Source organism: Rhodocista pekingensis (assembly GCF_042665545.1).
Lineage (GTDB): Bacteria > Pseudomonadota > Alphaproteobacteria > Azospirillales > Azospirillaceae > Rhodocista > Rhodocista pekingensis.
The window spans coordinates 179,443-192,180 of record NZ_JBHTCM010000018.1; the positions used below are offsets into that span (position 1 = coordinate 179,443).

Consider the following 12,738-nt stretch of genomic DNA (forward strand, 5'->3'; position numbering starts at 1 on the left):
ATGCGTGTGAAGGACGTCCTGAATCTGGTCCTGCCCAGGGGCAGCGGCGGCACCCGGTCCCGCTTCGGCACCTGCCCCTGGTGGCCGCCGGACGTCTTCGCCGTGGCGGCCATGCTGGTGGAGATGAACGGGACCTACGCCCATCCCGCCTGCATGGCCGGATGGTCGAGGGACTATCTGTTTTCCAACGACTATGTGAACCAGGTCGTCGAACTGGGCCGTGCCTGGCGCCGGGACTGGCGGACGCCGAGGGGTGTCAGTGACCTCTGGCGGGTCCTGGTGGACGGAGCGGAGGAACGGGTCGCTTCCCGCGACCCGGACGGGCTGCGGCCCTGGCAGGCTGCCGCCGTCCGGTTGCTCGCCACCGCCGACGAGGCGTGCCGGAACATCGGCTTCGTCCCCGACCAGGAGGAGAACGCTGTCGCCTGGGTCTTCCTCCAGCAGTATGTCGGCGTCGAGGATACGGCTCCCGACGCCTCCCGACTGCTGCCGCATCTGCCGGTCAGCCTCTGCACGGGTCTTGTTCCGCCTGACGTGGCCTGCGTCCAGCCCAAGACGAACACGCCCCGCGTGGGCTGTACCCTGCGGTCGCTGACGCATCACATCGCACTGCTGCCCGGCCGCGGAATCGTCGAGACGCAGTGGCGCATGGGCTTCGGCCGCCCGGCCCAGAAGGATGACCGGCCGCTGAACCTGCTGCTGGTGCCGCTGCCGTATGCCATCCGTGCCGAGGACTTCAAGGCGTGCGACCGCTGGGCGGATGACAAGGCGCGCTTCTTCCGCCTTGTGCCCGGCTGGCTGCACGATGCCGCGGGGGAGCCTGTTTCTGCGGATACCATCGTGGACTTCCTGCGGACCCTCGTTCATGCGGCGCGGCGGGAGGCTGCGGAAATCCACGGCATCGTCCTGCCGGAGTCCGCCCTGTTGGAGGCGCAGGCCGGGGCGGTGGCGGACCTTCTGGCCCGGGACCCCGACATGGCCGGGCTTGAACTGTTCGTGTCCGGCGCGATCGGCGGCAGTGCCGAGCGCCCCCGCAACGAAGCGATGACCTTCCGCTTCTTCAAGCAGGCCGTCGGTCAGTCCTGGAGTCAGGCGAAGCACCATCGTTGGCGCCTGGACAAGCCGCAGGTGCGTCAATACCACCTCGGTCACCTTCTCGATCCGACCTGCCTCTGGTGGGAGCAGATCGATGTCAGCCGGCGGGTCTGCCATTTCACCGTCGTGCGGCGGGACACCACCTTGTCGGTTCTGATCTGCGAGGATCTTGCCCGCGTCGATCCGGTGCTGCCGGCGGTCAACGCGATCGGCCCCAACCTTGTCATCGCGCTGCTGATGGACGGGCCGCAGCTTGAGCGGCGGTGGCCCGGCCGGTACGCCACGGTGCTGGCCGAGGATCCGGGCTCTTCCGTGCTGACGCTCACCTCGATCGGCATGATCCGCCGCTCCCAGGAGCCCGGCGCCCCGCCGATGCGGCAGATCGCGTTGTGGAAGGAACCAGGGGAACCGGCGAAGGAACTGCACCTCGGGCCGGGGCAGCAGGCCCTGCTGTTGTCCCTGCGTCCGGAGCCTTGGGAACTGGCGACCCTGGATACCCGGGCGGACAGGGGGCGGTCGCGGCGCTGGCGTCTTGTGGCCGCCCATGGTATTTCTGCCAGACTCGGCGGCCTTGTCTGGCCGCCTCTTGACTGAGGATAGGGTGTACCCATCCTCATGTGTCCGCCGCCCCTCCGCGGGCACCCTGCCGGCAGGCTGTCCGGGGGTGTCGGGAAGGCGGCGGTGTCCGGGGCGTGGCAGAACCGGTGCGCACCAGACCGCTGGCGCCAGACCGGTCTACACCGGTCCGGGCGGGCATCATGCCGGTGTCGGGGCACCCCTTCCGGGCCCCTGGCCGCACCGGCGTATCGAGGAGCGGAGCATGGTGAGCGTTGCGCGTCGGTACGGGATGTCTGAGCAGATGGAACGGGAATTCCGCCGTGATCTGCGTGATGGTCTGGAGCGTGTGGCCGGTCTGATCAGCGTCCACCAGGACGCAGGGGCGGGCCGCGAGCAGCGTCTGCCCGAGGCGCGGACCGACGCGAAGCCGGATCATGAGCCGATCCGCAGGACCGCCCGCTCCGGCCGCTGACCCCCCTGACCGCGTTTGCTCATCGTCGGGTCCGTCACCAGCCAGGCCCTTGCCAGCGAACCTCTGCCAGCGAACCTTCGCCGACGGAGCCGTTGCCGGTGGCGCCGGCAACGATCCCTCATTCCGCACGTTCTCCCTTTGCCGCCCCTGGCCGGCCCCCCTTGACGGCGGGGTGGGGGCACCATAGCTGTGGCCGGCGCGCCGATCCCGGCCGTGGCGGCGTCAGGCTGCCTGTTTCCCCGGCGGCCCGGTGCAGGCCCGTCCCATCCGGCCCGGCCTGTCGGGCCCCCTCCCGGCGGTGGCCGGGGCTCTTTCCATGCCAAGGACCCCCATGATCGACCATCACCGCGCGCTGATCTACACCATGGTCCTCGTCTCCGCTTCGGACGGCGACATGACCGATCCCGAGCTGAAGACCATCGCCGATACGGTGCGCCTGCTCCCTGCCTTCCGCGGTTTCGAACTGCGGGAGCTGACCACCGTCGCCCGCGAATGTACCGCGCTCGTGAATGACGAGGACGGGCTGGACCAGGCGCTGCACGCCATCAAGGCCGGCCTGCCGGTGAAGATGCGCGAGACGGCCTATGCCCTGGCCTGCGAGGTGGTGGCCGCCGACGGCAAGGCCAGCCAGGAGGAACTGCGGATGCTGGAGCTGATCCGGCACGGGCTGGAGCTGGACCGGCTGAACGCCGCCGCCATCGAGCGCGGCGCCCGCGCCCGGCACATGGTGCCCTGACCCCCATGGTGCCCTGACGGGGCTTCCTCCGTCCCCATCGTCCCCCTGAGGCGTGGGCCTCCGGGGGGGGGGGAGGGGCGGGTGACGTTCCGCACGGCATCCGCCCGTTCACCATCCGCCTGCTCGCCATCCGGCCGTTCGCCTCTTCCCGGCAGGGGGCGCCCACCCGATCGCGGTCAGAGAAAAATATCCTAGGTTCGGGTCCTGCGTGCCGTCCCAGCCTGCGGCCTGCGGCCTATTGGCTGGCCCACAGGATGCGCGCCATCCAGGCCACCTCCGCCATCGGCAGGGTGCGGTCGGGGTGCGCCTTGTTCAGGCTCTGGAGTTCCAGGCGGGTGGCGGTCAGGCGGGCGAGCTGCTTCGCCATCACCTCCCCCTCCCGGGTGCGGACGACCACCCGGTCGCCCCGGCGCACACTGGCCCCGGGGGAGACGATGATGACGTCGCCGTCGCGGTAGACCGGTTCCATGCTGTCGCCGGACACCTCCAGCGCATAGGCGTTGGGGTCGCCCAGGTGCGGGAATTCCAGCTCGTCCCAGCCATTGCCCACGGGATAGCCGGCATCGTCGAAGAAGCCGTTGCTGCCGGCCTGGGCATAGCCGATCACCGGCACCCGCTGGATCTGGACCGGGGCGGCCTGCCCGACCGGGCCGTCGCCGGCCAGCGCCACCAGATCGGCGAAGGTGCTGTTCGTCGCCTCCAGCACCTTGGCGAGGCTCTCCGTCGACGGCCAGCGCAGCTTGCCGTCATGCGTCATCCGCTTGGAGCGGTTGAACGTCGTCGGATCGAGCCCGCCCCGCTTGGCCAGGCCCGAGGCGGACAACCCATGACGGGCGGCAAGGCGGTCGATCGCCCGCCAGATTTCGGCATGCTTGATCATGGGATAAGTATCCCACGTCCGGTTCGATCCGTCCCTAGGATCATATTCATAAATCGCTTGACTTGGGGATGTGGTCCTGGGATACAGAGGTATCGGCGCCCATCGTCCGCCCCGGCGCTCCGCTCCCCCTCCATAACCCTCTGATATGCAGCGAGGTTGCCATGCCGCGCGACCATTCCGCGCCATGCCCCCCCTTTGTCTCCACCTTGCCGTCGGTCCCCTTCGCCACGGTGGAGGAGGCGTGGTTCTGGTTCGTCCAGGCGCACGAGGCCAGGCTGTCCGGTGCCCGTGTCCGGGCCGGGCTGGGCGAGGTCGCCCGCCCCTGCGAGCCGGTGGACGTCGCCCGCGTCGTGGACCGGCTGTACCGCCAGCGCCGGCTGGTGCGCGACCATCTGCACGTTCTGGTGCATTACGGCCGCCGCCTGCTGGCGCCGGACCCGGCGCGGCGGCACGAACAGCGGGCCGCCACGCTCTGGCACGAGGCGCTGGAGCGGCTGGACCCGGTGCTGCGCGGCAAGGGGATCGTGCAATGACCCCCGCCGCGCCCGCGCTCCCGGTGCCCGCGCCCCCGGTGCCCGCGCCCCCGGTGCCCGCGCCCCCGGTGCCCGCGCCCTTGCCGCCCGCGCTGCCGGTACCGCCCGCCGACGCGCCCGGCGGCCCCCCTTTCCCCGCGCCGCTGCGCGCCCTCGTCGTCTTCTGCGACGGGCGGCAGCCGCGCTGGGTGCGGCTGCTGCGGCCCGGCTTCCGGCATGTCTTCGTCGCGCTGTGCGACGGCGCGCACTGGGTCACGCTGGACCCGTTGTCGCCCCGCACGGAGGTGGCGGTGCAGCCGGTGCCGGCGGCGTTCGACCTTGCCGGCTGGTTCCGCGACCACGGCCTGACCGTGCTGGAGGCGACGCCCGCGGTGCCCGCCCGTCCGGCCCCGCCCGCCCCCTTCACCTGCGTGGAGGCGGTGAAGCGGGTGCTGGGGCTGCACGCGCCCTGGGTCCTGACCCCCTGGCAGCTCTACCGCCGGCTTTCCGGCCCGCCCAACCCCTGTCCGCCCAACCCCTGTCCGCCCAGCCCTTGCCCGCCCCGCCCCTGACGGAGGACCGCCCGATGGCCCGCCTGATCTCCTCGCCCAAGCCGCGCAGGGCGGCGCTGCCCGCCACCCCGCCGCCGGCCCCGCCCGTTCCGGCCGCGCCGGCGGCGCCCACCCCCGTCGCCCCCACGGGGACGACCTCCACCGGCGCCGCCCCCGACCCCGACGCCGAGGCGGAGCGCAGCCTGCTGCGCCGCTCCGCCGGCCGGGCGGGCACGGTGCTGACCTCCTGGCGCGGGGTGCTGACCCCCGGCGCCTATGCGCCCGTGCGGCGCCGCCTGCTGGGGGAATGAGCATGCCGGACGCCCCGACTTCCGCCTCCGGCCCCGCGTCCGGTCCCGGTCCCCGCCCCCCGGACGGGCTGGCCGCCCTGGTGCTGCGCCGGCATGCCGCCGCCCGCGCCCGCCGCACCGCCTGGGAACCGCTCTGGCAGGACTGCTACGACCATGTGCTGCCGCAGAACGCCCGCTTCACCCGCGACGCGGGCCCGGGCGAGCGGCGCGGCGAGCTGCTGTTCGACGGCACCGCCGCGGACGCCGCCGATCAGCTCGCCGCCAGCCTGCTGGCGCAGCTCACCCCACCCTGGTCGCGCTGGGTCGGCCTCGCTCCCGGTCCCGACCTCACCGCGGCCGAGCGCGCCCTGGTGGCGCCCCTGCTGGAGCGTGCCTCGGCCGATCTCCAGGCGCATCTCGACCGCTCCAACTTCGCGGTGGAGGCGCATCAGGCCTTCCTCGACGTGGTGACCGGCGGCACCGGCTGCCTGCTGGTGGAGGAGGCGCCGCCGGGGGCTCCTTCCGCCCTGCGCTTCACGGCCGTGCCCCTGGCCGACCTGGTGCTGGAGGAGGGGGCGGAGGGGCGGCTGGACACGGTGTTCCGCCGCCTGACCCCGACCCTGGCGCAGCTTGCCGCCCGCTTCGGGACGGATGCCCTGCCCGAGGCGCTGCGCCGCCGCAGCGCCAGCGACCCCGACGCCTGCGCCGCGGTGGTGGAAGCGGTGCTGCCCGATCCCGGCGGCGGCGCCTGCCGCTGGGCCGTCGTGCTGGAGGACGACCCGCCCGTGCTGCTGGCGGAGGGCCGCTTCGCGGAGCCGCCCTTCATCGCCTTCCGCTGGATGAGGGCGCCGGGCGAGGTCTATGGCCGCAGCCCGGTGATGAAGGCGCTGCCCGACATCCGCACCGCCAACAAGGTGGTGGAGCTGGTCCTGAAGAACGCCTCCGTCGCCGTCACCGGCATCTGGCAGGCGGACGATGACGGGGTGCTGAACCCCGGCACCATCCGGCTGGTGCCGGGCACCATCATCCCCAAGGCGGTGGGTTCGGCCGGGCTGACCCCGCTGGCGAGTCCCGGCCGCTTCGACGTCTCCCAGCTCGTGCTGGACGATCTGCGGGCGCGCATCCGGCACGCGCTGCTGGCCGACCGGCTGGGGCCCGTGCAGGGGCCGCGCATGACGGCGACGGAGGTGCTGGAACGCTCGGCCGAGATGGCGCGCATGCTGGGCGCCACCTACGGCCGGCTCCAGTCGGAACTGCTGGTGCCGCTGGTGCGGCGCTGCCTGTCGCTGCTGCGCCGGCGCGGGGCGGTGCCGGATCTGGCCGCCGACGGGCGGATGGTCGCCGTGCAGATCCTCTCGCCCTTGGCGCGGGCGCAGCAGCGGCGCGACGCCGAAGCCGTGCTGCGCTGGCTGGAGAGCGTCACCGGCCTGGGCGACGCGGCGATGCGGGCCGTGGACCTGGAGGCCTGCGCCCGCTTCCTGGCCGATGCCGCCGGCGTGCCGGCCGCCCTGCTGACCCCGCCCGCCGTCCCGTCCCTGTCCCCGACCGCCGGAGATCCGCCCCCTGGAGACCCGCCATGACCGCCGACGTCACGCTTGACTTGCCGGACCCGTCCCCCGGCTGGCCCTGGCCCGTGCTCCCCGCCGCCGCCCCGCCGGTGGAAAGCCTGGAACTGGCCCGCGCCTGTGCCCGGCTGTTCGCCGGGAGCGACGGCCAGCGCCTGCTGGCGCATCTGCGCCGCCTGACCCTCGGCCGCGCACTCGGGCCGGAGGCGGGCGACGCCGCCCTGCGCCATCTGGAGGGCCAGCGCGCCCTGGTGCTGCACCTGGAGACCCTGGCCGCCCGCGGCCGCGCGGCCCCGGCCTGACCCCTGACCGATTCTGGCCTGACCGATCCTGCCCCTGACCCGATCCCGCTGGAGACCCGCCATGACCGAGACCGCCGCCCCGTCCGTCCCCGCCGCGGAGGCGCCGTCCGCCGCCGCCCGTCCGCCGCACGTCCCGGAGAAGTTCTGGGACGCCCGCGCCGGTGCCGTCCGGCTGGAGGCGCTGCTGAAGTCCTACCTGGAGCTGGAGAAGCGCCTGGGCGCCGCGCCGCCGGCGGCGCGGCCGGCCCCGCCGGAGACGGCGGAGGGCTACTGCATCGCCTGCGATCACGGCCTGTTCGCCCCGGACCCGGAGATCAACGCCCGCCTGCACGCCGCCGGCTTCACGCCCGATCAGGCGCAGCTCCTCTACGATCTGGCGGCGGAGCGGCTGGTGCCGCTCCTGGGGGAGATGGCGGCCGAGTTCCAGGCCGAACGCGAGCTGGACCGGCTGGTCGCCCGCTTCGGCGGGCCGGAGGGCTGGGCCGCCGTGTCGCAGCAGATCCTGGCCTGGGCCGGGCGCAACCTGCCGGCCCCGGTCGTCGCTGCCCTGGCCGGCACGGCGGACGGCGTGCTGGCGCTGCACCGGATGATGACGGGGGCGGAGCCTGCGGCCCTGCCCGGTGGGGGGACCGGCGCGGGCGACGCGGCCGACCTGCACCGCATGGTCGGCGATCCGCGCTACTGGCGCGACCGCGACCCCGGCTTCATCGCCCAGGTGACGGAGGGCTTCCGCCGCGCCTACGGGAGCTGATGCCCCGTCCCGGTCCGTCCCGCCCGCCGCCGGTCAGTCGCGCAGCCACTGGCGGGCGGCGGCGGCCACCTTTCCCGCATAACCGGACAGCCCGGGGCCGGCCAGCGGCAGGCGCCAGTCGGCGGCGATGGCGTGCAGGGCGATGGCCGCCTTCGGCTCCTCCAGCGACTGGCCCAGGGTCCGGGCGCGCCGGGCAAGCTCCATCTCCTGACCCCAGAAATAGACGCCCGCGGCACCGGTGTTCTCGACCATGCGGCGCACCTCCTCCTCCCGGCCGGGGCCGTTCAGGGGGCGCCAGATGTCCGGCATCAGGAAGTCGGCCGCGCCGCGCCACGTCAGCGCATCGCCCTCCACCACCGTCAGCTTCGCCGCGGCGTCCGGCGGAAGCTGGCGGAACACGCCGATCTCCCGCTCCAGCGCGATCACCGCCGGGTCGCGCTCGACGACGGTGACCCGCCCGACCCGCGGGTTCAGGGCGGTGTTGGCGGCGGCCCAGCCCATGCCCAGCCCCATCACCACCGTATGGCCGCAGGCGGCGGCGATGCCGATCTCCTGGCTTTCCAGCTCCATCGGCGTGATCGACATCCAGGAGCGCGGCCCCTCCGGCTCCAGCCGGACCAGGGCGGCCAGCCCTTCCACCAGCCAGAGGCCGCTCCAGTAGCCGCGGCTCAGCACCATGCCGCCGCGCTGCACGACCCAGCCGTCGCCCTGCATCGGCGGATAGTCCGGCACGAACAGCGGCGTGTGGAAGGACGGGGCCAGGCCGAGGCCCGGGATGGCGGCGGTGGAACTGTCTGTCATGGAACCCCCTCGCGGTGGGCGGGAGTGTCCCGGTGCCGGGCGCGCTTGTCCAGCGCCGCCGTTCGGTCCTGGCGCAACGGGGGACCCTGCGCCCTGTTACAGCCGCTCCGGCGGTGGAAGCGGAACGGCAGGCATGGCAGCGGGGATGGCAGCGGGGATGGCAGTGGCGATGACGGACGGCGGCGCGGTGGAGACCGGCCGGGTCCTGGATCTCGACGGGCGGCGCGTCCACCTGCTGGAAGCGGGGGCGGGACCGCCGGTGCTGCTGCTGCACGGGCTGGGCGGGCTGGCGCAGGAGGTGGCAGCGCCGCTGTCCGGACTCCTGGCACGGCATCACCGCGTCCTGGCCCCGGACCGGCCCGGCTACGGCTTCAGCGATCCCCTGCCGGCGGCGGAGATGGCACCGCACCGTCAGGCGGTGTGGCTGGCGGGGCTGCTGCGGCGGCTGGGGGCGGCCCGGCCCGTGGTCGTGGCCCATTCCATCGCTGCCGCCACGGCGCTGTGCCTCGCCCTGCACCGGCCCGACAGCATCGCCGGGCTGGTGCTGGTCAATCCCTACTGCCGGCCGACGCGCCCCGCCGCCATGCCGCTGCTGCGGCTGGCCGTGGCCCCCGTCGTCGGGCCGCCGCTGCGTCGCTGGCTGCTGCCCCGGCTGGCGGGGCGGCTGGCCGGGCCGCGGCTGGCGGCCCTGTTCGCGCCGGACCCGGTGCCGCCGGGCTTCGCCGGCTTCCCCGTCCGCCATGCCGTCTCCGGCGCGGCGATGGAGGCGATGGCGGCGGAGCTGCGCGGCTTCAACGGGTCCATGCTGCCGGCGGCCCTGCGGCTGCGCCGGCTCGGCGTGCCGACGGTCGTGCTGGCCGGCGGGGCCGACACCGTCGCCGACCCCGTGCGGCACGCGCACTGGCTGGTCCGCCGGCTGCCGGCGGCGCGGCTGCGGCGGCTTCCTGGCTACGGCCACATGCTGCACCACCTGCATCCTCAGGTGGTGGCCGACGCTGTGGCGGAGGTGGGGGACAGGGCGCGACGGCCGTGCGCCCCCGCTTTGTCCGGCTACTTCTTGTCCGGGTGGGCGGCGCGGTAGACGCGGACCTGCTCGTTGAAGGCGGCGGCATAGCCCTCGATCCGGGCCTGCATCTGCCCGATCAGCGACTCCAGCGCCATGTATTCCATCACCGTCAGCCGGGGATAGGCCTCCCGCTGGGCGGTGGCGACGCAGGCCTGGAAACCCTGCGCCTCGGTCACGAAGGTCTTGATGGCCGCCTGTGCGGCCTGCATCTCCGCCTCGGTCGCCTTGGCGCCCAGCGGCGGGCGGGCCGGGTCCTTCGGCCGGTTGCAGCTGATCGTCGGCGCGGCGGCCGCGGGGGCCTGCTGCCCGGCGGCGAGGCGCGCGATCTCCTCCAGCGACAAGGGATTGCCGCCCGTGTCGGCCTGGGCGGCGGCATCGAAGGACGTGGCGGCGACGAGCAGCGCGGCGGCAGCGGTGACGATGGACAGCGACGGACGCACGGTAATGAACCCCCCGGGGACGGTGACGGCGCCGAGTTAGGCACAGCCCCCGCCGTTAGGCAAGGTCACGTCAAAGGCCCTTACCTTGCCGGAATGTCGTGCTAAACGGACGCGACGGACGCAAGGCTGTTCCGGGCGGCCGGTCCCGTGGGCCGGGCCGCGGCCGGACCGCGTCCGGAACGGGAGTCCGGGAATGATCGGCGTCTTCGATTCGGGGCATGGGGGACTGACGGTGCTGCGGTCCCTGGTTGACGCGCTGCCGGGGCGCAGCTTCGTCTATCTGGGCGACCATGCCCACGCGCCTTACGGCAACCGCACGCCGGAGGAGATCTACCTCCTGACCGTGACGGCGGTGGAGCGGCTGTTCGCGCAGGGCTGCCGGCTGGTCGTGCTGGCCTGCAACACGGCCTCGGCCCTGGCCTTGCGGCGGTTGCAGCAGACCTGGTTGCCCTACCACCATCCCGACCGCCGCGTGCTGGGCGTGCTGGTGCCGATGGTGGAGGCGATCACCGGCGTGCCCTGGATGGCCGACATCCCCGCCGGCCGCCATGCCGGCGAGCCGCGCAGCGTCGCCATCTTCGCCACCCGCCGCACGGTGCAGAGCCAGGCCTACCCGCGGGAGATCGGCAAGCGCGCGCCGGAGGTGGAGGTGGTGCAGCAGGCCTGCCCGGACCTTGCGCGGCTGATCGAGGAGGATGCGCCGGAGGCGGAGATCCGCCGCGCCGTCCGCCGCTACGCCGCCTCGCTGATGGACAAGCTGGAGCACGGCACGCCCAGCGCCGTCATGCTGGGCTGCACCCATTACCCGCTGGTGGCGGGGGAATTCGCCGCCGCCCTGCCGGCCGGGGTGGACGTGCTGGACCAGCCGGCGCTGTGCGCCCGCAGCCTGGTCCACTATCTGGCCCGGCACCCGGAATTCGACGACCACGCGGGCGCCCCCGTCACCTTCCTGACGACGGGCGACGCCGCGAAGGTGACGCGGCTGGCGACCCGCTTCTTCGGCCGCCCCGCCCCCTTCGCCCGCCTCGGCTCCTGACGCGGGGCCTTCAGCGGCGGCCCAGGAAGACGCCCAGCGGCGGCAGGTGCAGCGTGCCGCCGCGGAGCCGCGGCTCCGGCGCGCCCGGCGGACGGGGCACGGGCAGCGGCACCAGGTCCGTGTCGGACAGTTCGTAGGCGGCTTCGGCCGTGCCGAAGTTGAAGACGCAGACCAGATGCTCGCCGCCGCCCTCGCGGGCGAAGGCCAGCACCGGGCCGTCCTCGTCCACCTGGGTCGGCCGCCCCGTGCGCAGGGCCGGGCTTTCCCGGCGCAGGGCCAGCGCCGCCCGCCAGATCGCCAGGGTCGAGCCCGGCCGCCGCTCCTGCACCGCCACGGCGCGCTCCAGATGCTCCGCCGGCAGCGGCAGCCAGGGAGTCACCCCGTCCGGGCAGAAGCCACCGTTGGGCGCGGCGGCGGTCCAGGGCAGGGGCGTGCGGCTGCCGTCGCGTCCGGCGAACTCCGGCCAGTGGGTGATGCCGAAGGGATCGCGCAGATCCTCGAACGCCAGTTCGGCCTGCGGCAGGCCCAGCTCGTCGCCCTGGTAGACGCAGACGGTCCCCGGCAGGCAGGCCAGCAGCACCGCCAGCAGCGCCTCGAACCGGGCCGGGTCGGCGCCGTCCGGGCGCCAGCGGCTGGCGGCGCGGGCGACATCGTGGTTGGAGAAGCTCCAGCAGGTCTGGCCGTGATCGTCCGCCGCCATCAGGGCGTGGCGGAACACGACCGGGGTGAAGGGCTGCTTCGGCAGGTCCAGCGTATAGGCCGTGTGCAGCCCGCCCGGCCGGGTGTAGAGCGCGATGCGACCGGCCGCGCCGCGCTGGCTGCTCAGCTCGCCCAGCAGGACGCGGTCGGGAAACCCCTCCACCGTCCGGCGCAGCCGCTCCAGCACGGGGCGGATGTCGCCATGCATCATGTCGTGGGCATGCACCTGCATCCCGAACAGCTTGGCCGGGAACGCGCGTGGGGCGGGATCGGCGGGCGGGTTCGGGCGCAGCGCCGGGTCGCGCATCAGGAAGTCCACCGCGTCCACCCGGAAGCCGTCGATGCCGCGGGCCAGCCAGAAGCGCGCCACCTCCATCATGGCGTCCAGGCAGGCCGGGCTGCGGTAGTTCAGGGTCGGCTGCTGCGGCAGGAAATGGTGCAGATAGAACTGCCGCCGCCGCGGCTCCCAGGTCCATGCCGGGCCGCCGAAGACGGAAAGCCAGTTGTTCGGCGCCGTGCCGTCCGGGGCGGGATCGGCCCAGACATACCAGTCGGCGGTGTCGGCGTTGCGGGAGCGCCGGCTCTGCTCGAACCAGGGATGGCGCACGCTGGTGTGGCCCAGCACCAGGTCCAGCAGCACCTTCAGGCCCAGCCGGTGCGCCTTCTCCACCACCCGGTCGAACAGGGCAAGGTCGCCCGACCGGGGATCGACGGCGCAATGGTCGGAGACGTCGTAGCCGAAATCCGCCTGCGGCGAGGCGTAGAAGGGCGACAGCCAGAGGCCGTCCACGCCCAGGGCGGCGACATGGTCCAGGCCGTCCAGCACGCCGGACAGGTCGCCCCGGCCGTCCCCGTTCCCGTCGCGGAAGGAGAGCGGGTAGACTTGATAGAGTGCGGCGCCGTCCAGCCAGTGCCGTCCGCCACCGCTGCTGCCGCCACCGCTGCTGTCGTTGCTGCTGCCACCCGCCATGGTCCGCCCCGTCC

General features: G+C 73.8%; 15 protein-coding genes. 11 read left to right on the forward strand and 4 right to left on the reverse strand.

Annotated elements, in window-relative coordinates; translation table 11 throughout:
- The 3 genes from ACFQPS_RS16270 (at window position 1) to ACFQPS_RS16280 (ending at window position 2,861) form a co-directional block, all read left to right on the forward strand.
- A complete protein-coding gene (locus tag ACFQPS_RS16270) occupies window positions 1–1,689 on the forward strand; it encodes a hypothetical protein (protein WP_377360270.1) in 1,689 nt (562 codons plus the stop codon).
- 226 nt (window positions 1,690–1,915) lie between these two features.
- Window positions 1,916–2,125 (forward strand): hypothetical protein, encoded by a 210-nt coding sequence (locus tag ACFQPS_RS16275; protein WP_377360271.1) that lies wholly within the window; start codon window positions 1,916–1,918, stop codon window positions 2,123–2,125.
- A 331-nt stretch (window positions 2,126–2,456) separates the two neighbouring features.
- The gene (locus tag ACFQPS_RS16280; RefSeq protein ID WP_377360272.1) at window positions 2,457–2,861 is read left to right on the forward strand and encodes a tellurite resistance TerB family protein; all 405 of its coding nucleotides are present in this window, start codon (window positions 2,457–2,459) and stop codon (window positions 2,859–2,861) included.
- A 235-nt stretch (window positions 2,862–3,096) separates the two neighbouring features.
- On the opposite strand, the gene ACFQPS_RS16285 is transcribed toward ACFQPS_RS16280, so the two are convergent.
- Window positions 3,097–3,741 (reverse strand): S24 family peptidase, encoded by a 645-nt coding sequence (locus ACFQPS_RS16285; protein WP_377360273.1) that lies wholly within the window; start codon window positions 3,739–3,741, stop codon window positions 3,097–3,099.
- Window positions 3,742–3,902: 161 nt separating this feature from the next.
- Between ACFQPS_RS16285 and ACFQPS_RS16290 the strand changes: the two genes are divergently transcribed.
- The 6 genes from ACFQPS_RS16290 (at window position 3,903) to ACFQPS_RS16315 (ending at window position 7,712) form a co-directional block, all read left to right on the forward strand.
- Window positions 3,903–4,274 (forward strand): hypothetical protein, encoded by a 372-nt coding sequence (locus ACFQPS_RS16290; protein ID WP_377360274.1) that lies wholly within the window; start codon window positions 3,903–3,905, stop codon window positions 4,272–4,274.
- A gap of 80 nt (window positions 4,275–4,354) precedes the next feature.
- Window positions 4,355–4,825 carry a hypothetical protein gene (locus ACFQPS_RS16295; RefSeq protein ID WP_377360275.1) on the forward strand — a complete coding sequence of 157 codons (471 nt, stop codon included), beginning with the start codon at window positions 4,355–4,357 and terminating at the stop codon, window positions 4,823–4,825.
- 14 nt (window positions 4,826–4,839) lie between these two features.
- Entirely contained in the window at window positions 4,840–5,115 is a 276-nt protein-coding gene (locus ACFQPS_RS16300) for a hypothetical protein (protein ID WP_377360276.1), read from the forward strand.
- A 2-nt stretch (window positions 5,116–5,117) separates the two neighbouring features.
- Complete coding sequence (locus ACFQPS_RS16305; RefSeq protein WP_377360277.1) at window positions 5,118–6,674, forward strand: portal protein; 1,557 nt, start codon at window positions 5,118–5,120, stop codon at window positions 6,672–6,674.
- Window positions 6,671–6,961: a Bbp19 family protein gene (locus tag ACFQPS_RS16310; RefSeq protein ID WP_377360278.1), complete on the forward strand. Its 291-nt coding sequence runs from the start codon at window positions 6,671–6,673 to the stop codon at window positions 6,959–6,961. The genes ACFQPS_RS16305 and ACFQPS_RS16310 overlap by 4 nt, the downstream gene beginning before the upstream one ends.
- A 61-nt stretch (window positions 6,962–7,022) precedes the next feature.
- Window positions 7,023–7,712 carry a capsid assembly protein gene (locus ACFQPS_RS16315; protein WP_377360279.1) on the forward strand — a complete coding sequence of 230 codons (690 nt, stop codon included), beginning with the start codon at window positions 7,023–7,025 and terminating at the stop codon, window positions 7,710–7,712.
- A 33-nt stretch (window positions 7,713–7,745) separates the two neighbouring features.
- Here the strand turns inward: ACFQPS_RS16315 and ACFQPS_RS16320 are convergent, their stop codons facing one another.
- Window positions 7,746–8,513, reverse strand: coding sequence for a hypothetical protein (locus ACFQPS_RS16320; RefSeq protein ID WP_377360280.1), 768 nt, complete (start codon window positions 8,511–8,513; stop codon window positions 7,746–7,748).
- 157 nt (window positions 8,514–8,670) lie between these two features.
- Between ACFQPS_RS16320 and ACFQPS_RS16325 the strand changes: the two genes are divergently transcribed.
- The gene (locus tag ACFQPS_RS16325; RefSeq protein ID WP_377360281.1) at window positions 8,671–9,594 is read left to right on the forward strand and encodes an alpha/beta fold hydrolase; all 924 of its coding nucleotides are present in this window, start codon (window positions 8,671–8,673) and stop codon (window positions 9,592–9,594) included.
- Here ACFQPS_RS16325 and ACFQPS_RS16330 read toward each other — a convergent pair.
- Window positions 9,564–10,019, reverse strand: a complete 456-nt coding sequence (locus ACFQPS_RS16330) for a hypothetical protein (RefSeq protein WP_377360282.1) — start codon at window positions 10,017–10,019, stop codon at window positions 9,564–9,566. The two genes, ACFQPS_RS16325 and ACFQPS_RS16330, sit on opposite strands and share 31 nt — an antisense overlap.
- Before the next feature lie 193 nt (window positions 10,020–10,212).
- Here ACFQPS_RS16330 and murI point away from each other — a divergent pair, with 193 nt between their 5' ends.
- Entirely contained in the window at window positions 10,213–11,055 is an 843-nt protein-coding gene (gene murI / locus ACFQPS_RS16335) for a glutamate racemase (protein WP_377360283.1), read from the forward strand.
- Window positions 11,056–11,065: 10 nt separating this feature from the next.
- Here murI and ACFQPS_RS16340 read toward each other — a convergent pair whose 3' ends face one another.
- On the reverse strand, window positions 11,066–12,724 hold the full coding sequence (locus ACFQPS_RS16340) for an alpha-glucosidase (RefSeq protein WP_377360284.1): 1,659 nt from the start codon (window positions 12,722–12,724) through the stop codon (window positions 11,066–11,068).
- Window positions 12,725–12,738 lie beyond the last annotated feature (14 nt).

What these genes read in the sequence shown, in the direction of transcription:
- murI (WP_377360283.1), top strand. Translation starts at nt 10,213, where the DNA reads ATGATCGGCGTCTTCGATTCGGGGCATGGGGGACTGACGGTGCTGCGG.
- ACFQPS_RS16310 (WP_377360278.1), top strand. Translation starts at nt 6,671, where the DNA reads ATGACCGCCGACGTCACGCTTGACTTGCCGGACCCGTCCCCCGGCTGG.
- ACFQPS_RS16320 (WP_377360280.1), bottom strand. Translation starts at nt 8,513, where the DNA reads ATGACAGACAGTTCCACCGCCGCCATCCCGGGCCTCGGCCTGGCCCCG.
- ACFQPS_RS16305 (WP_377360277.1), top strand. Translation starts at nt 5,118, where the DNA reads ATGCCGGACGCCCCGACTTCCGCCTCCGGCCCCGCGTCCGGTCCCGGT.
- ACFQPS_RS16325 (WP_377360281.1), top strand. Translation starts at nt 8,671, where the DNA reads ATGGCAGTGGCGATGACGGACGGCGGCGCGGTGGAGACCGGCCGGGTC.
- ACFQPS_RS16280 (WP_377360272.1), top strand. Translation starts at nt 2,457, where the DNA reads ATGATCGACCATCACCGCGCGCTGATCTACACCATGGTCCTCGTCTCC.
- ACFQPS_RS16270 (WP_377360270.1), top strand. Translation starts at nt 1, where the DNA reads ATGCGTGTGAAGGACGTCCTGAATCTGGTCCTGCCCAGGGGCAGCGGC.
- ACFQPS_RS16300 (WP_377360276.1), top strand. Translation starts at nt 4,840, where the DNA reads ATGGCCCGCCTGATCTCCTCGCCCAAGCCGCGCAGGGCGGCGCTGCCC.
- ACFQPS_RS16285 (WP_377360273.1), bottom strand. Translation starts at nt 3,741, where the DNA reads ATGATCAAGCATGCCGAAATCTGGCGGGCGATCGACCGCCTTGCCGCC.
- ACFQPS_RS16340 (WP_377360284.1), bottom strand. Translation starts at nt 12,724, where the DNA reads ATGGCGGGTGGCAGCAGCAACGACAGCAGCGGTGGCGGCAGCAGCGGT.
- ACFQPS_RS16275 (WP_377360271.1), top strand. Translation starts at nt 1,916, where the DNA reads ATGGTGAGCGTTGCGCGTCGGTACGGGATGTCTGAGCAGATGGAACGG.
- ACFQPS_RS16315 (WP_377360279.1), top strand. Translation starts at nt 7,023, where the DNA reads ATGACCGAGACCGCCGCCCCGTCCGTCCCCGCCGCGGAGGCGCCGTCC.
- ACFQPS_RS16290 (WP_377360274.1), top strand. Translation starts at nt 3,903, where the DNA reads ATGCCGCGCGACCATTCCGCGCCATGCCCCCCCTTTGTCTCCACCTTG.